This window comes from Hymenobacter sp. ISL-91, assembly GCF_018613725.1.
Classification (GTDB): domain Bacteria; phylum Bacteroidota; class Bacteroidia; order Cytophagales; family Hymenobacteraceae; genus Hymenobacter.
Genome location: NZ_JAGGPS010000026.1, coordinates 19,836 through 41,127, shown reverse-complemented (window position 1 = coordinate 41,127; position 21,292 = coordinate 19,836). Strand labels below are relative to the sequence as shown.

Here is a 21,292-nt window from a genome sequence, read left to right as displayed (position 1 = left end):
TCGTATCATCTCTACCGCCACACTAATTTCAATGAATGCAATGAAGCAGTAGAGATGATGCGACTCCGCTCAGCATGACGCTCTGTTTCTATCAAACGGCCGGTTTCCCTTGCAGGAGGCCGGCCGTATATCTTTACGGCTCATTCATCCTTTCGTGAAATGCCGGTTTACCCCTTTTTGCTGGTTGATGCCTTTGCCGACACGGCCCTGGGTGGCAACCCCTGCGCCGTAGTACTCGATACCGACGACCTCAGCCCGGCTCAGATGCAACGACTGGCCCAGGAGTTCAACCAATCGGAAACGGCCTTTGTACGCCGCTCGGCAGTGGCCGGGTATGGGGTGCGTTACTTCACGCCGGGCGAGGAAATTCCGCTGGCCGGCCACCCCACCATTGCCACCATTACGGCCCTGCTGCACACCGGCCGCCTACCCCGACCCACCGGCGGCCGGCCCCACGATTTGCAGCTGGAGTTGCTGCACGGGCCCGTTGCCATCCGGGTTTCGCCCGCCGAAGCCGGCCAGCCCCACTTTATCCGTATGACCCAGCGCCGCCCCGAGTTCGGGCCGCTGCACGAGCCGGCCGAGGTGCTGCCCCTGTTTGGCCTCACACCCGCCGACCTGCTGCCCGGCGCCGTAGTGCAGACGGTGAGCACCGGTACGCCCCAGCTGATGGTTCCGCTGCGCGATGCAGCCACGCTGCGGCGCGCCCACTTACCCGACCCCATGGCGCTGGATGCTTACCGCCGGGCCAGCGGCTTTTTCAGCTCGCACCTGTTTTGCCTTGAAGGGGCCACGCCCGTTGGCACCACCTTCGCCCGCCACTTCTGCACCCCACCCGATCTGCCCGAAGACCCCGTAACCGGCTCGGCTACCGGCGCCATGGCGGCCTACCTCTGGCACTACCGCCTGCTTTCCACACCCAATTTCATTGCCGAACAGGGCCACTGGATGGGCCGCCCCGGCATGGTGCACGTGGCGGTACAGGGCCCGCCCGACGCCGTGGAGGCTGTGCATATCAGTGGGCAGGGCGTGGTGATAGTCGAGGGCGAGTTGCGGTTGTGAGTTGGGAAGTTCATGCCGCTGGCCGGTTGTAGGGGGGGCGGGGACAAGCCCCGCACCCTACATCGTTCTTTATAACTCGGACTACTTAGTTGTGCGAGCCAGTCCTGCCTGACTTTTTGCCGGGCTACCTGTTTATGCGTAAAGGGTCCATTATAACGCTCTTTACGATTCTCGAAATCCCCAATTTGCTGCCTCTCCCGAATGCCCGAATTACCCGAGGTTGAAACCTACCGCCGCTTCCTGGACAAGCTGGTAGTAGGCCAGACGATTACCGCTTTTGAAGTGCTCGACGCTCACGTGCTGGGCACGCCCGAAGACACGTTGCGGCCGGCGCTGGTGGGTCGCACCATTGCGGGCACCAGTCGGCTGGGTAAAAACTGCTTTCTGCAACTCGATAACGGCCAGGTGCTGGTGCTGCACTTTGGCATGAGCGGCGACGTGGGGGCCTACCGCGACGCGGCCGATGCGCCCCGCTTCACCCGCGTGGCCCTGCACCTCGATTCGGGCCTGCGCGCTGCCTTCATCGACCCGCGCAAGTTCGGCCGCATCCGGCTGGCCGAGAGCGTGGCCGCCTATCAGCAGGCCAAAAAGCTAGGCCCCGACGCGCTGGCGCTGACCGTAGCCGAGCTGACCGAAAAGCTGGCTAAGCGCAAAACGCTGCTCAAACCCCTGTTGCTCGACCAGCGCCTCACGGCCGGCCTCGGCAACTGGATTGTTGATGAGGTGCTGTTCCAGGCCAAAATTCACCCCGAGCGCATAGCCAACTCCCTCGCAGCGGCCGAAACAAAGCGCCTGCACGCGGCCATTCAGCTGGTGCTCACAACGGCCATTGCTGCCGAGGCCAACTACCGGAACTTCCCGGCCAGCTTCCTCATCCATGCCCGCGAGTGGGACGAGTCGGCCACGCCCGGCACCGATGCCCACGAGTTCTGCCCCCGCCACCCACGCACCCGCATCGAGAAAAAATACGTGGGCGGGCGAGCTACTTATTATTGCCCCAAGTGCCAGCCGGAGCCGGAGTTGTGACCCTCACCGCTGAGCATTTAGTTAAAAAAGAGAAAGCTGCGACGGACCAATCGGCAAGTCTTTCGAGTTTCTCTTGACGCGGCCCATAGCTGAGCGGGCCGAATTGCGCTCTTTACGGACTACACGTAAAGTAGCTTTACCACGATGATATAATACGAATTTTTGCATTAGTTCTGCATCTTTAAATATAATCAGATTGCTTTTAGTTGTTCGATATTCTATAACTTCTAAATCAATATCATTAATTTCTTTAAAACGGTCTATGATAACAGAAAGAGTATTTGGTTGTCTATGATCAACAGCAAGTTCCTCCCACGTAGAAAGGACACCTGTTTCCTGGCATTTAACACCCCCATTTACAAAATTGTCCTTAAAATATTGTTGCTTGACAGTTACTAAGTCGCTTTGAATACAATTTCTACAGGCAGTAGCAAAGATAGACTCTGGGTTGTAGTCCTTTCTATTAACCAACATTATGTACGATGTATAATAACTAGTCTTGTCGCTCAGGAATATTTCGAAGCACTTTGTTTTGAATTGCACCTTAGAGACCTTAATGTTCTCTACGAATACAGATTCTTTGTTCTCTTCATCCTCAACAACATTAGCTTCAATAGATTCTACCTGCAATTCCTCATTAAGACTCATCTGGTAGTCGTAATTCAGCAATGCTAGCAAATCGCCAAAGTCACTATCATTTAGAGATTGACCAAACTCATAAGAGTTAAGCATCATCTTGTAATATGCAAGTGCTTCCTTTTGTGATGAGAAAATTCGCTCACCTATCTGGATCTGTTTTTTCATAATTTAAATTATACTAAGAGCAATATAATATACAATCACTTATCCTTCCTCAAGTTCTGCTACTCTACTCAAGCTCCTCGTTGTTCTTCTTCTCTGCTTTTTGGTTGAGGGTGGTGAGCCAGGAGCGGGTGATGGGCGACTCACTTTGGTAGCCGAAGCGGCGGGCGTCGCCGCGGTTGGTTTCGGGGGCGGGCAGGGCCTGGTTGACCCAGGCGAGCAGGTTGGCGGTGGTGCCGGGTAGCAGGCCGTGCAGGCCTGAAAGCAGCTTGGCGGGCAGGCTGAGGATGATTTCGGCGTCGCCGCGGCGGCAGGCATTCCAGATGCGGCGGGCGGCGTTGTCGGCATTCATCGAGAGGGCCGGCAACGAATCGGCCACCGTAAACCAAGCGTATTCCTTGCGGTGCCGGCCTTTCACGATGGCGTGGCGGGCGCTACCGGTGCGCAGCAGCCCGGGGCACACGGTGGTTACGCGCACGCCGTACTGCAGCAGCTCGGCCCGAAAGCTTTCCGAAAGGCCCACCAGCGCAAACTTGCTGGCGCAGTAGGGCGCCAGGTGCGGCACGGCCACTTTGCCACCCACCGAGGCGATGTTCACAATGCGGCCCTCGCCCCGGTCGCGCATGCTGGGCAGCACGGCCTGCATGGCGTGCAGCGGTGCCCAAAAGTGTGTATCCATCGAATCCGCGAACTCGCGCACATCCATGTTGTCAAGCGGACCAGCCGTGATGATGCCGGCGTTGTTGACCAGCACCTCGATGGGCCCGAGCTGCTGCTCCACGTCGGCCACCAACTGGCGCACCTCATCGGGCTGGGTGAGGTCGCAGACAAAGGCGCGTACGGGCTCGGAGCCGGCAGCAGCCAGTTCGCGGCGGGCGGCTTCGAGCTCGTCGGCGTCGCGGGCGCAGATGGCTACGCGAGCCCCTTCGGCCACGGCCTGCCGGGCCAGAATGAGGCCCAGGCCTCTGGAGCCCCCGGTAATCAGCACGGTGCGGCCGGCCAGCTCGAAATTGCCGCGGCGGTTGGCGTAAAAAGTAGCGGCCAGCAGGCCGGCGGCACCGGCGGCGGCCACGAGCAGCGAGTTACGGGTATCAGCTTTCATAGAAGTATCGATTGGAGAGAAGACTCCTTGGCTGTATGGGTTTCGGAACCGAAAGGTTACGGTTGCATATTACCTGACTGTTGCTTTTTTAAGCCGGTATCTTTACTACTGCCCCGGGGAATATAAGCGCGCCGGCCTGCGTTATAGGCGGCAGCTTGCCGAAACTGGCACCATCTTTATTAGTGTTTGCTGCCCGGCACCATCTGCCGGCTATTTTTCGCCCCGATTTTCTTTCTGCATGAAAGCTTCTTTGCTCATCGGTCTGCTTACCCTAACGGCTACCCCCACCCTGCTGGCCCAAACGGCGGCCCGCCCCAAAGCCCCCACGGCCAAACCTCGCCCCGCGGCAGCGGCCGCGCCTGCCCCGGCCCCACAGCTCGACGAAGCTAAAATTGCCGAGCGCGCCACGGCCCTCACGGCCAATATGCAAAAGGCGCTGGGCCTCAACCCGCAACAAATGGCCAAGGTGGGCCAGATAAACCTGATTAGTGTGCGCGGCGTGGAAACGGCCCGCCAGACTTACCGCCAGAATGTGCGCAAAATGGGCGGCGTTATCGAGGACATCGGTCAGGCCCGCATGGCGCAGCTTAAGGACGTACTCAGCCCCGCCCAGTTCGACAAATATCAGCGCAAGCGCGAGGAAAAGATGGGCGTGCCCAGCTCCCAGGGCATCCAGGGCAACCCGGTACCGGGGATGCCGGGGCAGGATTAGGGATTAGGGATTAGGGATTAGGGATTAGGGATTAGGGATTAGGGAAAGAACGTCATTCAGAGCGAAGCGAAGAATCTCGCGTGCCAAAGTAAACCCTGTCGTCGGGAATTACTTTGGCACGCGAGATTCTTCGCTTCGCTCTGAATGACGTACTTTTCTCTACCCCTCAAAAAACACCTGCCAGCCTAGCTTCAGAATAAAGGCGCTGACCATCAGCAGGAACAGCACCCGCACGAAGCCGGTGCCGTGGCGCAGGGCCAGGTGGGCGCCTAGCGTGGAGCCTACGATGTTGCTGGCGGCCATCGGCAGGGCGGCCAGCCACAGAATCTGGCCGGTGTAGGCGAAATAAGCCAGAGCTGTGAGGTTGGTGACGGCGTTGACGAGCTTGGCCGAAGCCGAGGCCGTGAGGAAATCATAGCCGAACAGCCCCACAAAGGCAAAGAGCAGAAACGACCCCATGCCAGGGCCAAAAAATCCGTCGTAAAAACCCAGCACCAGCCCCAGCGCGGCCCCGTAGTATGGCTCGCGGCTGGCCGGCAGCCGGGGCGCGTGGATGCTGCCAAAATCTTTGCGCCAAAAGGTGTAGGCGGCAATAAGCACCAGCAACCCCAGCACCAGCGGCGGCAGCAGCTCCTGGGGCAGTTTGCTCACGACCCGCGCCCCCAGAAACGAGAACACGCCCGCCACGGCCGCCGCCGTACCCACCGCCCGCCACCGCAGCGGCACCTGCCCCGCGTAGCGCCGCAGCGCCGCCACCGTGCCCAGCAACGACGATACTTTGCCCGTACCCAGCAGCGTGGGCACCGGCACGCCCGGTAGCAGCACCAGCAGCGCCGGCAGCTGAATCAGCCCGCCCCCGCCCACTACGGCATCAATCAATCCGGCCAAAAAGGCAAACAAACACAGCAGGGCAAGCGTGGTAGCAGTCAGCATAGGGCCGCGAAGGTACTTATGAGTTGCCAGTTGAGAGAACTGTCATTCTGAGCATGTTGCGCTTAGAGCAAGGACGAAGAATCTCGCGTGCCACAGTAATTCCCGACGACAGGGTTACCATGGCACGCGAGATTCTTCGTCCTTGCTCTAAGCGCAACATGCTCAGAATGACAGTTCTTTTCAACTCACCCCTGACAACTGACAACTCATCACTGGCAACTGACAACTCATCCGGCCGTACAGGTTGGCTTATGACCGAACAACTTACCCAACGGCAGAAAATGCTCACGTTTGGCGCCGTGCTGCTGGCCATGTTTCTGGGGGCCCTCGACCAAACCATCGTCAGCACGGCTTTACCTCGCATCGTAGACGATTTGCAGGGACTCGACCGGTTTACCTGGGTTGCTACCTCGTATCTGGTGGCCAGCACGGCGCTGGTGCCCATTTATGGCAAGCTGGCCGACACTTACTCGCGGCGCACCATCGAAATTGTGGCCGTAAGCGTGTTCTTGCTGGGCTCGGCGCTGTGCGGACTGGCCGGCGAGTTCGGCCCGTTGCCGCTGCTTGGCGACGGCATGACGCAGCTTATCGTGTTCCGGGCCGTGCAGGGGCTGGGCGGCGCGGGGCTGTTTGCCATGGCCTTTATTGTCATTGCCGATCTGTTTCCGCCGGCTGAGCGCGGGCGTTACCAGGGGTTTGTAGGGGCCGTATTCGGCACGTCGTCGGTGCTGGGGCCGTTTCTGGGCGGGTTTCTTACGGATAACGGCACCGGCCTGATTCCGGGCGTGGCGGGCTGGCGGCTGGTGTTCTACGTGAACCTGCCGCTGGGCGCGCTGGCCCTGTGGTTTATCCTGACCCAGATGCCGCCGCTGCGCCCCCGCACCGAGCCCAAGCCGCTCGACTACCTCTCGATGCTGCTGCTGATACTGGGCCTGGGGCCGCTGGTGATTGGCCTGCAGCTCAACAAGAACGAGTACGGCTGGACCGACCCCGTTACGCTCGGTCTGCTGGGCTTTGCGGTGCTGATGCTGCTGCTGTTCGTGCGCCGCAGCCTCAGTCATCCCAACCCCATTCTGGCGTTCAGCCTGTTCAAAAACCCGGTGTTCCGCACGGCCAACGCGGCGCTGTTTCTGCTGGGCGGGGCCTTTCTGGGCCTGATTATTTTCGAGCCGCTGTTTATGGTGAACGTGCTGGGCGAATCGGCCACCAGCGCCGGCGTCAGCCTGATTCCGCTGTCGATGGGCGTGGTGACGGGCTCGTTGCTGGCCGGGCAGATGGTGTCGCGCTACGGCCACTACAAGCGCTGGATGCTGGCCGGGCTGGTGGTGCTGATGGGCGGCCTGCTGCTGCTGGCCACCATGCCGCCCAGCGTCAGCTACCGCCAGGTGCTGCTGTACTTGCTGATTTGCGGCGTGGGCCTGGGCCCGAGCATGCCGCTCTACACCCTGGCTATCCAGAACGCCGTGGAGCCGCAGTTTATCGGGCAGGCCACTTCGGCCAGCCAGTTTTTCCGGCAGATTGGCGGGGCCGTTGCGGCCTCGGTGCTGGGTGTTATTCTCTCGCTGGGCCTGAGTAGTGTACTGCCCGCGGCCGGCCCGGCGGGCGGCGTAGCGCCGTCGGCGGCTGCGGCCCAGGCGGCACCGGTGGGCGAAGGGCCGGTGGTGGTGCCAGCAGGCACCCCCGCTTCGCCGGAGTTGAAAGCCGCTTTTTCGGAGGCCATTTCGCAGGTGTATCTGGTAACGCTGCTGCTGGTAGCCGCCGGCTTTGTGATGACGCTGTTTGTGCCCGAGCTGCCGCTGCGCAAAACCAACGAGGAAGCGCCGCCGGTAAAGGTGAAGTAGAACAGTTGTAGCGCGAAGCTCCAGCTTCGCGTGTCGTTGCTGACGGCCGTACTGCACGGCTTCGTTCAACGGTACGCGAAGCGGGAGCTTCGCGCTACGGCCGTTCTATAGTCAGCAAACTACTTCCCTCCCGTTGCTGTTCTAGTTGCTTCACCCCGGTTATACCACGGGGCTCACCTCTTGATTTCTACTTGATGAATACTGACCTTAAACTCCAGCTCAGCGTCCTCGACCAGTCGCCGGTACCGTTGGGACGCACCCCCCGCGAGGCACTGCTGCACACCGTAGAACTGGCTAAGCTGACTGATCGGCTGGGCTTTACCCGCTTCTGGGTGAGCGAGCACCATAACACCCGCACGCTGGCCGGCTCGTCGCCCGAAGTACTGCTGGGCCGGCTGGGGGCCGAAACCAGCCGCATCCGTCTGGGCTCGGGTGGCGTGATGCTGCCCCACTACTCGGCCCTGAAAGTGGCCGAAAACTTCCGGCTGCTCGAAACCCTGTACCCCGGCCGCATCGACCTGGGTATTGGCCGCGCCCCCGGCACCGACCGCATCACGGCCCAGGCCCTCAACCCTCACAATACCTTCTCAGACCAGGATTTTGCCGAGCAGCTCATGGACCTGCGGGCTTTCCTGCGCGACGATGTAGTGGCCGACACCATTCATGCCCGGGTGAAGGCTGCCCCGTTCGTTGATACCGTGCCCGACATGTGGCTGCTGAGCTCCAGCGGCCAGAGCGGGCTGTTTGCGGCCCACGTAGGAGCGGCTTTCAGCTTCGCCCACTTCATCAACCCCAACGGCGGCCCGAAAATGGTGGAGATGTACAAGGAACGGTTCCGGCCCTCACCCGAGCTGGCCGCGCCCCAGGCCAACGTGGCCATTTTCGTGGTGTGCGCCGACACGGCCGGCCGCGCCCAGCTGCTGGCCGACAACCTGGCGCTGCAGATGCTCAAGCTCGAAACCGGCCAGTTTACGCCCATCGAAGCCGCCGAAACGGTAAACGTGGCGGCCCTCTCGCCCGACCTGCAGGCCCGCCTGGCCTACCACCACCAGCGCATCATCAGCGGCACGCCCGACAAGGTGAAAGCTGAAATTGAGGCCTTGGCTGCCAGCTACAGCGTGAACGAAGTAGTAGCCGTCACCATCACGCACGACTATGACGACCGACTCCGCTCCTACGAACTGCTGGCCGATGCCTTCGACCTCCCTGCTGCTACGACCTTAGTGCAGCCGGCATTGGCAGCGGTATAAGCCCTTATTTTTCAATCAACCCGAAGAGCCCGGCTAAGCCGGGCTTTTCTGGTTTAAAGCCTTCTAGACCAAGGCAGCCGGCGATAAAATCCGCTTCCGTCCAAGCATTCAAAAAATATAATAGAACTTTTCTAAACAGTTATTTTGAATTGATCCAGATAGACCTGAGCTTTGCATTATATTTAATCAGTCCAAACAAGCGCACCGCTTCTTTTTATATGCCCCGCCCCTTACCCTTGTTGCTGCTCCTGAGCCTGCCAGCCTTCACTCCTGCCACTGCCTTGTCTGCCCCTGCTCCCCGGCTGGCGGCCTATAATGGCCCCGACGATGACGCAGCCCCAAAGGGCCGGCTGAGTGGCCAGGTGCGCGACGAGCAGGGCCGGCCAGTAGAGGGTGTTTCGGTGGCCCTGAAGGGTACCTACCACGGCACGGCCACCGATGCCAACGGGCAGTTTCGGCTTACGGCGCCGGAGGGCAACTACCAGCTGGTTGTCAGCAGCCTGGGGTACACTTCGCAGGAGCTGGCGGTACGCATAGTGGCTGGCCAAACGGCCTCCCTGCCCGCTTTTACGCTGGCAGCCGGCAGCCAGGCGCTACAGGAAGTAACGATACAGGGCAGCCGCAGCCTGAACGAGCGGCCGGTAGCGGTGGGCAAAATGGCCATTGCCCCGCTCGATTTGCCCCAGAGCACTGCCACCGTGGAGCGCCAGGTACTGGAGCAGCAGCAGGTAGTGCGGCTGAGCGACGCGCTGGCCAACGTGAACGGCGTGTATGTAATGGGCAATACGGGCGGTTATCAGCAGGAAATTGCGGGCCGCGGCTTCGCTTTCGGCAGCAGCAACACCTTCAAAAACGGGGTGCGCTACAACAACAGCATTCTGCCCGAAACCAGCTCGCTGGAGCGGCTGGAGGTGCTCAAGGGCAGCGCGGCCATCCTCTACGGCAACGTGGCGGCGGGCGGCGTGCTCAACCTGGTTACCAAAAAGCCCCGCTTCGAGCCGGGCGGCTCCATTGCCCTGCGCGCCGGCAGCTACGATTTTTATAAGCCCATGCTGGATGTTTACGGCGCCGTGAATGGCAGTGAGCACGTGGCGTTCCGGGTGAACACGACCTACGAAAACGGCCGCAGCTTCCGCGACGGCGTGAAGGGCGAGCGGTTTTATGTGAACCCTTCGCTGCTTTTCAAAGTGGGTGCCAAAACCGACTTCCTGCTCGAAGGCGACTACCTCAACGACAACCGTACGCCCGATTTCGGCGTCGGCGCCATCAACTACCGCATTGCCGATGTGCCCCGCAGCCGCACGTTGAATACCGACTGGGCCAACATTGCCACCCAGCAGAAATCGGCCACCGCCACCCTCACCCACCGCCTGACCGAGAACTGGCAGCTGCGCGGTGTGGCCGCCTACCAGGGCTTTAGCAGCAACCTGCGCTCGGCCGTGCGCCCCACCACCATCCGCGACCGGGTAGATATTTTCGCCGGCCTGAACAAGAAAGGCGAACCCAACAAAATCCTGAGTGGCAGCCCGGCCCTCTACGGCAACCTGGTACGCAGCCTGCAGGCTACCGATATCAACGAAGACTACTTCCTGGGCCAACTCGACCTGACGGGCCAGTTCCGTACCGGCGTTTTGAGCCACACGCTGCTGGTAGGCGTTGATGCCGACAAGTACAACACCGTGAACGTGGCCTATAACCGCGTAGCCAACTACGACTCCATCAACGTATTCGAGCCGGGCCGCTTTAACGCCCGCACCAGCCAGCCCGAGTTCAGCCGCAACACCCGCACCTTCTCCCCTATTCGCCGGGTGGGCGTGTACGTGCAGGATCTGATTGGTATTACCGATAACCTGAAGCTGCTGGCCGGCGTGCGCTACAGCTACCAGGAAACCGGCAGCCAGCAGCTTACCTACAAAGATGGCGTGTTGGGAGAGTTGAACCGGAGCTACGACGACGCTTTCTCGCCGCGGGTGGGCCTGGTGTATCAGCCGCTGAAAACCATGTCGATATTTGCCTCCTATGCCAACTCGTTCAACCTGAACACCGGCACCGACAACACCGGCCAGGCTCTTGCGCCCACGCTGGTCGACCAGTACGAGCTGGGCGTGAAAAAGGAGCTGCTCGACGGCCGCCTGTCGGCTAACGTAACGGCCTATCAAATCGTGAACGGCAATCTGGCCCAGACTATTCTGAGCGACGCCGCCAACTTCAATCCCACCTTCCCGAACGCCCGCGAGCTGGCCGGCGAGGTAACCAGCCGCGGCGTGGAAGTAGACGTGCAGAGCAAGCCCCTGAACGGCTGGACGGTGCTGGCCGGCTACAGCTACAACCGCACTACCTACACCCGCAGCAACATTTACACCGTGGGCAGCCTGCTGCGCTACAATCCCGCCCATACGGCCAACGCTACGGCCTTCTACACCTTCGAGCAGGGCGCGTTGCAGGGCCTGAACGTGGGTCTGACCGCCCTCTACATCGGCGAGCGGCAGGCCGGCCGCAGTACCCGCGGCAACGTAGCCAACGACCAGTACCGGCTGATTCCGCTGGCCGCTTACACGCAGCTCGACGCTTCGGTAGGCTACACCCTCGACCGCCTCTCGCTGCGGTTTAAGCTCTCCAATCTGCTCAACCAGCTCAACTACAACGCGCACGACGATAACAGCGTGAACCCTATTGCCCCCCGCCAGTTTACAACGACGCTGAGCTACCAGCTGTAGGTGAATGAATAAGTGAGTAATTAGGTGAGTGATTAAGTGAGGGTCACGATGCCCGGAAGACGCTGGCTGCAACCGGCGGCCTTCCGGGTTTTCGGCCCTTACTACCGGGTTGCTTCCTGCTTTAACCGTTGATTTCGATGAAGATATTTTTCCGCAACATTCACCTTTACCTCAGCCTAGCTTCGGGGCTGGTAATTGCCCTGGTAAGCCTCACGGGTGGCCTGCTGGTCTTCGAGAAAGAGCTGACCCAGGCCTGGCACTCCGAGCGCTACTTTGTGGCCCCCACCGCTGCCAGCACCCCCCGTCAGCCCATCAGCCAGCTGACAGCCGCCGTGCAGGCGGCCAGGCCGGGCGCCCGCATCACGGGCGTTAAGGTATACGCCGACCCCACCCGCACCGTGGAGTTCAGCCTGGCCGGCGCGCCCGAGGGCGGCCCGAAAGCCAAAGCTGCCGGCCCGCGCCCCGCCGAAACCAAAGCAGGCAACCCCGCTGAAAAAGGCAAAGCGGGCAAGGCCGGCGGTAAGAAAGGCGAGAAAGGGGGCGGCCGCGGCCCCACGCTGTTCGTGAACCCCTACACAGCGGCTATAACGGGCGAGCTGAACTACCGCGACACGTTTTTTTACTCGGTGATGGCCCTGCACCGCGGTATGGTGGGCGGCGACATCGGCAAGTTGGTGGTGGGCGTAAGCACGGTGATGTTTCTGTTCATCATCGGTACCGGGCTGGTGCTGTGGTGGCCGGCCTCGCGCAAGGCCCTGCGCCAGCGCCTGAACGTGAAATGGGACGGCAGCTGGAAGCGTCTCAACCACGATTTGCACGTGGTACTGGGTTTTTATGCCGCGCTACTGCTGTTCGTGTTTGCCTTCACGGGTCTGGCCTGGTCGTTCGAGTGGTTCAACAAAGGGATATATGCCGTTACCAACTCCAGCATGGAGCGCCCCGAGCCTCCCACTTCAGTCGTGCCACTGGCCCTGGCAGCCCCGGCAGCGCCAACAACTGCGGCTGGCTTCTCGGCCGATGCGGCCCTGGCCCGCGCCCGCCAGCTGGTACCGCAAGCAGTGTTCTACAGCCTGCAACTGCCTCAGGACTCCGCGGCCAGCTTCAAGCTGACTACCCTGCGCCCCGATGCCGCCACCGACAATGCTACCGACGAGGTGTACCTCGACCAGTACAGCGGTGAGACAGTCGGCTCCCAGACGTACGAGCAGCGCAACCTGGGCCAGCGCGTGCGCGGGCTGTTCAAACCAGTGCATACGGGGGCCATTTGGGGCTGGCCGGGCAAAGTGGTCAGCTTGGTGGCCTGCCTGCTGGGCTTTAGCTTTCCCATCACGGGCACCATTATGTGGCTGAAACGCCTGAAAAAGGCCCGCAAGAAGCCCGCGAAGCGGCTGCTGGCTTAAGGAAGCTGGACGGCCGGAACAGCGCCCAGGAGTAGCGCTGCATCTTCGGGTTGAATTGCCCCCGCCCGCGCCGCCTGGAGTTGGCATCGGTTGCAAGTTCCGTTGCAATTATCGTTCAGCCTCGAAACGTAGCGCTGCTTCTCTACATCATGCCGCGCCGGCCCCTATTGGGCCGGCGCGCTTAGTTTTGCGGCTACTATGCCACAATCTGCCCCGCCTTCCCCCCTATTCCCTGCTGAAAACCGCCTGCTGGCCTGGTTGCGGCGCGCCGGGCTGCTCGACTGGTTTCTGCCGGCGCTGGCCGGGGTAGTGGGGCTGGCCTATGTATTTCCGCAGGCGGGTGCTCCGGCTAGCCCACTGCCCTGGGACGCCCTTACCACTGGCGGCGTGGCGCTGGTTTTCTTTCTGTATGGCCTCAAGCTAAGCCTGAGCAGCCTGCGCCATGGCACCCGCAACTGGCGGCTGCACCTGGTGGTGCAGGCCACTACGTTTCTGCTGTTCCCGCTGCTGGCGCTGGCGGTGCGGCCGCTATTTGGGGGCGCGCAAGGCGAACTCCTGTGGCCGAGCATTTTCTTTCTGTGTGTGCTGCCGAGCACAGTTTCCACTTCGGTGGTGATGGTGAGCATGGGGCGTGGCAACGTACCGGCGGCCATTTTCAACGCCAGCCTGAGCGCCCTGCTGGGCATAGCCCTCACGCCGCTGTGGGTGGGCTTGGTGTTGCACCCGGCCGGCGCGGGCGGCACCGAGGGCCTGGGCCGGCTGGCCCTCAGCCTAGCCTGGCAGGTGGTGCTGCCCGTGGGTGCCGGCATGCTGCTCAACCCACGCTTCGGCGAGTGGGCCGGGCGGCACAAGGGCCACCTGCGAGTGCTCGACCAAGTGGTTATTCTGAGCATCGTGTTTGTCTCTTTTTGCGAATCGTTTGCCCAAGGTGTGTTCCGCAGCTACGCACCGGCTACTGTGGCGCTGCTGGGCCTAGGCATGGTGGGGCTGTATTTCGCCATATTCGGGCTGGTGGCTGGGGTTAGCCGGCTGCTGGGCTTTCCGGCCGCCGACCGCACCACAGCCATTTTTTGCGGCTCCAAGAAGTCGTTGGTGCATGGCAGCGTGTTCGCCAGCCTGCTGTTTCCAGCCACTGCCGCTACTGGGGCGCTGCTACTGCCGCTTATGCTTTACCACGCGTTGCAAATTGTGCTGGCCAGCGTGATGGCGCAGCAGTTCGGGCAGGCGGTGGCCCGCGCCGAGGCAGTGGCCCAACTCCCGGCCAACGCAGCTTCGGCGGGCTAAGCTGCGTAGGTAGCCTGGTTTGGCTTTTAAATGAATGCGCTTCAGCATGAAGCCCAAGAAGATGCACAATATCGGGCAGGTATTTGCGCCAAAATCGTATCTTCCGGCTGGTTTTCTTCCACCCCACCCCCACTTTCCGGAATGAAAAAACTTCTTCTCGTTTTTGCGCTATTTCTGACCACAACTCTTCTGGCCCAGGCCCAGACGCCCACCCAGAAGGTATACGCGGCAGTCGTAAAAAACCACCCGGCCGATGTGGAAGCCCTGCTCGGAGCCGGAGCCGATGCCAACGCGCCGGTAGAAATGATGCCCGGCTTCCCGACTACTTTCCTGGTAATAGCCGCCGGCAACGGCCACCTCGATCTGGTAAAGGCGCTGCTCAAAAACAAAGCGCAAGTCGATAAAACCGACTCCTTCCAGATGACCCCGCTGATGGCCGCCGCCGCCAACGGCAGCCTCGACGTAGTGGAGCTGCTATTGGCCAGTGGCGCCAACCCCAAGGCCAAGGACAAAGATGGCAAAGATGTACTGGCCGCCGCCAAAGAGGGCGAAAATGAGCAGGTCATTAAGCTGATCAAGAGCAAGATGTAGACTTGATGAGTCGAAGAGAAAGCGTAAAAAGTTAAAGCCGTTGAACGGGCCTAGTGCTGACGTTCAACGGCTTTAACTTTTTACGCTTTCTCTTCGACTTCTACCTCACCCCTCCCAATAACCGCACTACGAGGCCGGTCCAGCCGGTTTGGTGGCTGGCACCGAGGCCGCGGCCAGTGTCGCCGTGAAAGTACTCATGGAAGAGCAGATGGTCTTTAAAGTGCGGGTCGGTTTGCAACAGCTCGTCGCCGTTGAAGGCCGGGCGCAGGCCGTTGGCGTCGCGCAGAAACAGCTTGGCCAGGCGCTCCGACAGGGCCTCGGCAATCTGCTGGAGCGTGTGCATCTTGCCCGAGCCGGTCGGGTATTCCACCTGAAAAGAGTCGCCGTAGTAGGCGTAAAACCGCTGCAACGACTCGATGATGAGGTAGTTGATGGGAAACCAAATGGGTCCGCGCCAGTTGCTGTTGCCCCCAAACATGCTGCTTTCGGCCTCGCCGGGCACGTACTGCACCGTGAAATCGGTTTCCTGGGTGCGGTACACGTAGGGATTGGCCAGGTGGTCGCGCGAGAGGGAGCGGATGCCGTAGTCGGACAGGAACTCAGTTTCGTCGAGCATGCGGTGCAGCAGGGCGCGCAGGCGCGAGCGGCGCAGCAGGCTGAGCAGGTGCCGGGCGCCCTTGCCGTCGCCGTCGGTTCCTTTCTCGCGCCAGCGCGACACGAGTTGGGCCAGATGCGGGCGGTTTTCGAGCAGCCAGCGGGCACGCTCCGTGAAATCGGGCAGCTCATCGAGCAGTTCCTCATCCACTACTTCCACGGCAAACAGCGGAATCAACCCCACAATGGAACGCACCTTGAGCATGGTGCGGGCGCCGTCGGGCGTGTGCAGCACATCGTAGTAGAACTGGTCTTCCTCGTCCCAGAGGTTGAACTGGCCGTCGCCGCCGCGCGTCATGGCATCGGCAATGTAGAGGAAGTGCTCGAAGAACTTGCCCGCCATTTCCTGGTACACCGAGTTGGTGCGGGCCAGCTCCATGGCCATGCGCATCAGGTTGAGCGCAAACATGGCCATCCAGGCCGTACCATCCGATTGCTCGATGTGGCCGCCAGTGGGCAGCGGGGCCGAGCGGTCGAACACGCCGATGTTGTCGAGGCCCAGAAAACCGCCCTCAAACACGTTTCGCTCGCTTTTGTCCTTGCGGTTCACCCACCAGGTGAAATTGAGCACCAGCTTGTGGAACACGGCTTCGAGAAAAGCCGGGTCGCCGTGGCCGTTCAGCTTCTTGTCCATCTGGTACACCCGCCAAGTGGCCCAGGCGTGTACCGGCGGGTTCACATCCGACAGGTGCCACTCGTAGGCCGGCAGTTGGCCGTTGGGATGCATGTACCAGTCGCGGCACAGTAACCGGAGCTGGTTTTTGGCGAATTCCACATCCACCATGGCCAGCGGAATGCAGTGAAAGGCGAGGTCCCAGGCCGCGTACCAAGGATATTCCCAGGTATCAGGCATCGAGATGATGTCGTGGTTGCGCAGGTGGCGCCAGTTGTGGTTGCGCCCCTTGCGGCGGCGGGTGGCGGGCACTCGCGGCAGGGCCGGGTCACCGTCGAGCCACTGGGCTACATCGTAGTAGTAAAACTGCTTGCTCCAGAGCATCCCGGCAAAGGCCTGGCGCTGCACGTTGCGGGCGTCAGTGGCATCGGCGGGCAAATCGTCTTGGAGGCAGTCGTAAAACTCATCGGCCTCCTGCTTGCGGGTTTCAAATACGGCCCCGAAATCAGCAAACGGCGTCTCCAAAGCAGCTGGCGTCAGGCGTACCTGCACGGTAACCGATTCGCCGGCCGGCACCTCGAACTGGCAGTGCGCGGCCATTTTGGTACCCCGGCGGGCTGGGTTTACGGCCGTGGGGTCGCCCCCTACCACGTAATCGTTGATGCCGTCTTTAAAGTAGCGGCCGGGGTTGTGGTAGTCGGCCAGGCTGCCGGTGCGGTAGGCGTTGGTATCGTTGTCGCAGAACAGCAGCTCGACGTCGGGCTGGTCGCAGTAGCAATAGTACTGGCCCAGCGTGGGATGCGCAGCCAGCGCCGTGCCGGGGGCATGGGCCGCCACCACGGGCCGCGCCTCCTGGCCGGGGTAGCCCCAGCTCCAGGTGTTGCGAAACCACAGCTGGGGCAGCACATGCAGCGGTGCCGCCTCGGGGCCACGGTTGTGGGCCGTAATGCGCAGCAGCACGTCGTCGGGCCCGGCCTTGGCGTACTCGATGAACACATCGAAGTAGCGCTGCTGGTCGAACACGCCGGTGTCGAGCAGTTCAAATTCGGGGTCCTGGCGGGTACGGGCGGCGCTTTCGCGCCGCAGCTGCTCGTACGGGAACTCGGCCTGCGGATACTTGTAGAGCATCCGCATGTAGGAGTGCGTGGGCGTGCTGTCGAGGAAGTAGTACAGCTCCTTCACGTCCTCGCCGTGGTTGCCTTCGGGGTTAGTCAGGCCGAACAGGCGCTCCTTGAGCATCTCGTCCTGCCCGTTCCACAGGCCCACGGCCAAGCACAGGTGCTGCGCATCATCGGAGAGGCCGCCGATGCCCTCTTCGCCCCAGCGGTAGGCGGTGCTGCGCGCCATGTCGTGGGGCAGAAAGCTCCAGGCCTGCCCATCGGGGCTGTAATCCTCGCGCACCGTGCCCCACTGCCGCTCGGTCAGGTAGGGGCCAAATTTCTTCCAGGGGGCGGTCAGGGCGTTGGCATCAGCCAGCCGCAGTTGTTCGTGCGTCATAAATAGAATCGGGCCGGCCAACGGCCGCCGGTTCAGGATACCAAAAATCAGGCCCTGTTACGCTGGTAAAGATACCGGGTTGCTGGTTACCAGTTGGTAGTACTTAGTTGTCAGTTGATAGTTGTCAGTTGATAGTTGTCAGTAAGGAACGTCATTCAGAGCGCAGCGAAGAATCTCGTGTGAATCGTTGAGCGAACTGTTGCAACGTCAGCACGCGAGATTCTTCGCTACGCTCTGAATGACGTTCCTTACTGACAACTGACAACTAAGTACTACCAACTATCAACTCACTCCGCCAGCGCCGTAAGCGGCCCGGCGTACGCGGGGTGCTCGGGCACCTCCCCGTTCGGCAGCGCCCAGGTATCCTGGGGTTCCAGGGGCAGGGACAGCAGGCGGGCTACAGTCTGGCCGGCGGGGTCGGAGAAGGCGGGCACGCCGATGGTGATTTGCTGTTGGGGCACGTTGAGGCGCAGCGTGCGGTGCAGCCGGTCCCAGAGCGTGAGCACGACGCCAAAGTTGCTCTGCGTTTCGCGGTCGACCATGGAGTGGTGGATGCCGTGGGCGCGGGGCGTGACCATGAACGGGGCCAGACGGCGCTCCAGTTCGTAGGGTAGCTCTAGGTTGGTGTGATGAAAGGCGGTGCAGGCCTCGAACACCACCTCGAAGCCCAGCGCCGTGGAGCCGCGCACGCCCAGCAGGGCCGCAATACCGGCCCGGTACGGGATGCTGGCCAGCATCTCGCCGAAGTGGAAGCGCCAGCCGGTGGTCAGGTCCATATCGAGGTCGGAGTGGTGGACACGGTGCAGGCGCCAGAGCAGCGGCGAGTGCAGCAGCCGGTGCCAGGAGTAGCCCAGGTAATCGAGCAGCAGCACTTCGGCCAGCAGGCGGGCCGGCTCCGGCAAGCGCGAAAGCGGGGTGCGGTAGGGTGCCATCAGCTGGCCCAGGCCCACCATGGCGGGCAGCAGCGTGAGGCGCATGGCCGGCATCGAGGGGGCGGCCAGCACCACGTTGCGCACCCACCGCTCGGTGCGGGGCCGGGTGCGGCGGCGCAGCGGCTTGCGGGTTTCGAGCAGCAGCAGGCCCAATCCCAGCACGGCCAGCACGGGCGTGGCATATTTATCGAAACGCTTGAGCAAGGGGTGAGAAACGGGCAGCAGGGACATATTGAGGGGGAAGAGGATCGGGAGGCGGTTTGCCGGAGGAATCGGCTTGGCTGGCCTGAAACGGCAGCGCCAGCGCGAACTCCCCGCAAATAACCCATTGCAGCCGACTTCCTCCCAGACTACGCCATACTTTCTGCCTACGCATCGTGCGCTTCGTGCAGATACGCGGGCGGGGGCTCCGAATGCAGCAGCTGCTCATCGGCCAGGTAGCGGTGCAGGCCGCTTTCGAGGCTGGGCAGCAGCTGGCCGCATTGGCTGCCCAGCACGCTGAAGCCGGGCCGCGCGGCAGGCCAGCCAAACGAGGCGGCTGGTTGGGGCTGCACCAGGGCCGGATCGAGGCCGGCGGTGCGCAGGGCCAGCTGGGCCAGCTCGGCCCAGGTGCAGCCGCCCGCGTTGGCCAGGTGCCAGCGGCCGTGTTCCGCATCGAGCAGCAAATCGAGGGCGGTGTTCACGAGGTCGGGCACGTAGGTGGGCGACACCAGCAGGTCATCAGCCGCGGCGAAGGGCCGGTTCTGGCGGGCCGCACCCAGGGCGTGGTGCACGAAATTGTGCTCGTCCCAGGCCCCGAAAAAGGCGCTGGTCCGCACCACCAGGGCCTGCGGGTGCCGGCTCAGCACGACCTGTTCGGCCTGGAGCTTGCTGTGGCCATACACGTTCAGGGGCCGGGCCGGGTCGGTTTCCAGGTAGGGGCGGGGCTGCCGGCCGTCGAATACCAAATCGGAGGAAAACGTGAGCAGCGGCAGGTTTTGGGCGGCGCAGGCGCGGGCCAGCAGCAGCGGGCCCAGCGTGTTTTCGCGGAAGCAGCGGGCCGCGTCGGTTTCGGCGGCATCCACCCGCACGTAGCCGGCGGCATTCACCAGGGCCCAGGGCTGGTAGCGGCGCAACGCCTGGCCAATGGAGTCGGCGCTGGTAATGTCCAGCTCATCCCGGCCAAGGCACACGGTTCGCAGGCCCCGAATCCGGCCCACGAGCCGGAATGCGCGGCCCAGCGTGCCCGCGGCCCCCGCCACGAGTAGCGGCGGAGCATCAGCAGGCAGGGCGGCAGTGGTAGTTAAGTTCGACGTCATCATACCAAAGCAGGCTCGGAAACAGGCTCAGAAACTGGTTGCCGTACGGGCGGCTGATGGGCGGGATAAAAGCGCAGGGGCCGCTGCCACCAGCCGCGCCCGGCCAGCACCGGGTGCCGGTAGTGGCCCTGGCAGATGAGCCCCTGCACCATGCGGGCCAGCGCCGTGGGCCGGGGCTCCCCGCCGCGCAGGTCGAACACGCCGCTTTCGTAAGAAGCCCCGTCCTGGGTCAGCAGGTTGTCCCAATCGTAGGCTCCCAGCAACGACCACACCGTGAGGCCGCGCACCTCCACGCCGGCGGCGCGCAGCCGATTGACGGTTTGCCAGCCCTGGTGTAGCCAGCGCATTTGCTCCTCGCGGGTGCAGTTGAGGTGCAGCTCGGTTACGGCCAGCGGCCGCCGGTAGCGGGCCCAGGCCGCCTGCAGCACCCCCGCCAGCCCTACTGCCTGGGCGTCGGGCACGCGCACGGCTTCCACATTCACGTAGGCCGGCCGGGCGGGCGTGGCCGGGGCCGCGCCCAGGCCGGGGTACAGGTCCAGCCGGTCATCCAAAAACCGCTCGCTGGTGAGGTAGTAGTTGATGCCCAGAATATCGGGCGGGCAGGGGTTTTCCTGCAAATCGGTCAGCTCGGCTTCACTCAGGCCGTGCTCGCGCAGGTAGTTCCACAGGGGGTGGGCGGGCGTTACGGTGCCGTTCAGCAAATCGAAGGTCAGCCAGCGCCGGTGGTTCTCAAACTCGGCCCGGGCTGCCAGCGCCGGCGTGCAATGCGCCTGGCCCAGGTCTTCGGTCTGCACGAGCTGGGCAGCCGGGTTCACGCGCCGGATTGCTTCCATCGCCAGCCGGGTGGCCAGTACCTGGTTGTAGAGCATGCGCACGAAGGCCGCATCGGAGGTGGCGTGGGGGTACCATAGGCCGTAGAGGCCACTGAAGCGGGCCGTAGTCAGGGGTTCGTTGACGGGGGTGTAGTAGCGCACCCAGGGGTAGCGCGCGGCCACCAAACCGGCGTAGCGGGCCAGTTCGGGGGCGAAATTGGGTTGGTCGAGGGCCGTATAGCGCGGGCCGCTGCCGTGGTGCACCAGCCCCACGATGGGCTCGATGCCCAGCTTCTGCAAATGCGCCAGTCGCTCATCGGGCCAGCGCCAGTCGGGCTGCTCCAGGCTCTCGGGGGCCACGTGCTCCCACAGCACCGGGTAGCGCAGCGTGCGCAGGCCCAGCTCGGCGAAACGGTCGAGGTCGGTGAGGCGGTGGCGGTGGCCGCTGCGGGCCAGCTGGTCGGAATAGGCGTCGCCCACGCGTCGGCAGGTGCATTCCACCCCGCCCCAAAGGTCTACGTTCTCCATTCAGGCTGATTTCGTGACTGAAAGCGCACCCTGCCGCCCGCACCGGGCCAAGGAGGGCGCTTCTTTTATACCCGCATTTCGAGCTCCGGGATGCCGTATTTACCACAGATAGTGTGGGTATTTACCCCGGTTTTCCCGCCTGCCGGCCCCCGAACTTGCCGCAACGGCGCCGGCAGGCGGTGCGCGCCCGGCCAAAACGGGGGCGGTGGGGCGGGCGTCAATGCCTACCTTTGCCTGGG

General features: G+C 62.4%; 16 protein-coding genes. 9 read left to right on the top strand and 7 right to left on the bottom strand.

Features of this window, described 5'->3' with window-relative positions:
* Positions 1-159 precede the first annotated feature (159 nt).
* The gene (locus J7E24_RS10670; protein ID WP_215137932.1) at positions 160-1,062 is read left to right on the top strand and encodes a PhzF family phenazine biosynthesis protein; all 903 of its coding nucleotides are present in this window, start codon (positions 160-162) and stop codon (positions 1,060-1,062) included.
* Positions 1,063-1,263: 201 nt separating this feature from the next.
* Positions 1,264-2,088, top strand: coding sequence for a DNA-formamidopyrimidine glycosylase (mutM, locus tag J7E24_RS10665; protein ID WP_215137930.1), 825 nt, complete (start codon positions 1,264-1,266; stop codon positions 2,086-2,088).
* Between the two features lie 21 nt (positions 2,089-2,109).
* On the opposite strand, the gene J7E24_RS10660 is transcribed toward mutM, so the two are convergent.
* Both J7E24_RS10660 and J7E24_RS10655 read right to left on the bottom strand, forming a co-directional pair.
* Positions 2,110-2,892 (bottom strand): DUF3223 domain-containing protein, encoded by a 783-nt coding sequence (locus tag J7E24_RS10660; RefSeq protein ID WP_215137928.1) that lies wholly within the window; start codon positions 2,890-2,892, stop codon positions 2,110-2,112.
* A 64-nt stretch (positions 2,893-2,956) separates the two neighbouring features.
* On the bottom strand, positions 2,957-3,991 hold the full coding sequence (locus J7E24_RS10655; protein WP_215137926.1) for an SDR family NAD(P)-dependent oxidoreductase: 1,035 nt from the start codon (positions 3,989-3,991) through the stop codon (positions 2,957-2,959).
* 238 nt (positions 3,992-4,229) lie between these two features.
* Between J7E24_RS10655 and J7E24_RS10650 the strand changes: the two genes are divergently transcribed.
* Entirely contained in the window at positions 4,230-4,703 is a 474-nt protein-coding gene (locus J7E24_RS10650; RefSeq protein ID WP_215137924.1) for a hypothetical protein, read from the top strand.
* 159 nt (positions 4,704-4,862) lie between these two features.
* Here J7E24_RS10650 and J7E24_RS10645 read toward each other — a convergent pair whose 3' ends face one another.
* Positions 4,863-5,636, bottom strand: a complete 774-nt coding sequence (locus tag J7E24_RS10645; protein WP_215137922.1) for a sulfite exporter TauE/SafE family protein — start codon at positions 5,634-5,636, stop codon at positions 4,863-4,865.
* Positions 5,637-5,887: 251 nt separating this feature from the next.
* On the opposite strand from J7E24_RS10645, the gene J7E24_RS10640 reads away from it, so the two are divergent.
* The 6 genes from J7E24_RS10640 (at position 5,888) to J7E24_RS10615 (ending at position 14,719) form a co-directional block, all read left to right on the top strand.
* Positions 5,888-7,477 carry an MDR family MFS transporter gene (locus J7E24_RS10640; protein ID WP_251047145.1) on the top strand — a complete coding sequence of 530 codons (1,590 nt, stop codon included), beginning with the start codon at positions 5,888-5,890 and terminating at the stop codon, positions 7,475-7,477.
* A gap of 194 nt (positions 7,478-7,671) precedes the next feature.
* A complete protein-coding gene (locus tag J7E24_RS10635; RefSeq protein ID WP_215137920.1) occupies positions 7,672-8,727 on the top strand; it encodes an LLM class flavin-dependent oxidoreductase in 1,056 nt (351 codons plus the stop codon).
* 218 nt (positions 8,728-8,945) lie between these two features.
* Positions 8,946-11,444 (top strand): TonB-dependent receptor, encoded by a 2,499-nt coding sequence (locus J7E24_RS10630; protein WP_215137918.1) that lies wholly within the window; start codon positions 8,946-8,948, stop codon positions 11,442-11,444.
* 137 nt (positions 11,445-11,581) lie between these two features.
* Positions 11,582-12,844 carry a PepSY-associated TM helix domain-containing protein gene (locus tag J7E24_RS10625; protein ID WP_215137910.1) on the top strand — a complete coding sequence of 421 codons (1,263 nt, stop codon included), beginning with the start codon at positions 11,582-11,584 and terminating at the stop codon, positions 12,842-12,844.
* 198 nt (positions 12,845-13,042) lie between these two features.
* On the top strand, positions 13,043-14,128 hold the full coding sequence (locus J7E24_RS10620; protein ID WP_215137908.1) for a bile acid:sodium symporter family protein: 1,086 nt from the start codon (positions 13,043-13,045) through the stop codon (positions 14,126-14,128).
* Between the two features lie 141 nt (positions 14,129-14,269).
* Positions 14,270-14,719, top strand: coding sequence for an ankyrin repeat domain-containing protein (locus tag J7E24_RS10615; RefSeq protein WP_215137906.1), 450 nt, complete (start codon positions 14,270-14,272; stop codon positions 14,717-14,719).
* Between the two features lie 100 nt (positions 14,720-14,819).
* On the opposite strand, the gene J7E24_RS10610 is transcribed toward J7E24_RS10615, so the two are convergent.
* From J7E24_RS10610 to J7E24_RS10595, 4 genes are all read right to left on the bottom strand, one after another.
* Positions 14,820-17,483: an MGH1-like glycoside hydrolase domain-containing protein gene (locus J7E24_RS10610; RefSeq protein WP_215137904.1), complete on the bottom strand. Its 2,664-nt coding sequence runs from the start codon at positions 17,481-17,483 to the stop codon at positions 14,820-14,822.
* A 287-nt stretch (positions 17,484-17,770) separates the two neighbouring features.
* Entirely contained in the window at positions 17,771-18,646 is an 876-nt protein-coding gene (locus J7E24_RS10605) for a sterol desaturase family protein (protein WP_215137902.1), read from the bottom strand.
* 137 nt (positions 18,647-18,783) lie between these two features.
* Positions 18,784-19,713, bottom strand: coding sequence for an SDR family oxidoreductase (locus J7E24_RS10600; protein WP_215137900.1), 930 nt, complete (start codon positions 19,711-19,713; stop codon positions 18,784-18,786).
* The gene (locus tag J7E24_RS10595) at positions 19,713-21,053 is read right to left on the bottom strand and encodes a family 1 glycosylhydrolase (RefSeq protein WP_215137898.1); all 1,341 of its coding nucleotides are present in this window, start codon (positions 21,051-21,053) and stop codon (positions 19,713-19,715) included. The genes J7E24_RS10600 and J7E24_RS10595 overlap by 1 nt, the downstream gene beginning before the upstream one ends.
* Positions 21,054-21,292 lie beyond the last annotated feature (239 nt).

Coding starts and splice junctions, on each gene's coding strand:
- J7E24_RS10620 (WP_215137908.1), top strand. CDS start 13,043: ATGCCACAATCTGCCCCGCCTTCCCCCCTATTCCCTGCTGAAAACCGC.
- J7E24_RS10615 (WP_215137906.1), top strand. CDS start 14,270: ATGAAAAAACTTCTTCTCGTTTTTGCGCTATTTCTGACCACAACTCTT.
- mutM (WP_215137930.1), top strand. CDS start 1,264: ATGCCCGAATTACCCGAGGTTGAAACCTACCGCCGCTTCCTGGACAAG.
- J7E24_RS10625 (WP_215137910.1), top strand. CDS start 11,582: ATGAAGATATTTTTCCGCAACATTCACCTTTACCTCAGCCTAGCTTCG.
- J7E24_RS10640 (WP_251047145.1), top strand. CDS start 5,888: ATGACCGAACAACTTACCCAACGGCAGAAAATGCTCACGTTTGGCGCC.
- J7E24_RS10600 (WP_215137900.1), bottom strand. CDS start 19,713: ATGACGTCGAACTTAACTACCACTGCCGCCCTGCCTGCTGATGCTCCG.
- J7E24_RS10595 (WP_215137898.1), bottom strand. CDS start 21,053: ATGGAGAACGTAGACCTTTGGGGCGGGGTGGAATGCACCTGCCGACGC.
- J7E24_RS10650 (WP_215137924.1), top strand. CDS start 4,230: ATGAAAGCTTCTTTGCTCATCGGTCTGCTTACCCTAACGGCTACCCCC.
- J7E24_RS10670 (WP_215137932.1), top strand. CDS start 160: ATGCCGGTTTACCCCTTTTTGCTGGTTGATGCCTTTGCCGACACGGCC.
- J7E24_RS10655 (WP_215137926.1), bottom strand. CDS start 3,991: ATGAAAGCTGATACCCGTAACTCGCTGCTCGTGGCCGCCGCCGGTGCC.
- J7E24_RS10660 (WP_215137928.1), bottom strand. CDS start 2,892: ATGAAAAAACAGATCCAGATAGGTGAGCGAATTTTCTCATCACAAAAG.
- J7E24_RS10610 (WP_215137904.1), bottom strand. CDS start 17,483: ATGACGCACGAACAACTGCGGCTGGCTGATGCCAACGCCCTGACCGCC.
- J7E24_RS10635 (WP_215137920.1), top strand. CDS start 7,672: ATGAATACTGACCTTAAACTCCAGCTCAGCGTCCTCGACCAGTCGCCG.
- J7E24_RS10630 (WP_215137918.1), top strand. CDS start 8,946: ATGCCCCGCCCCTTACCCTTGTTGCTGCTCCTGAGCCTGCCAGCCTTC.
- J7E24_RS10605 (WP_215137902.1), bottom strand. CDS start 18,646: ATGTCCCTGCTGCCCGTTTCTCACCCCTTGCTCAAGCGTTTCGATAAA.
- J7E24_RS10645 (WP_215137922.1), bottom strand. CDS start 5,636: ATGCTGACTGCTACCACGCTTGCCCTGCTGTGTTTGTTTGCCTTTTTG.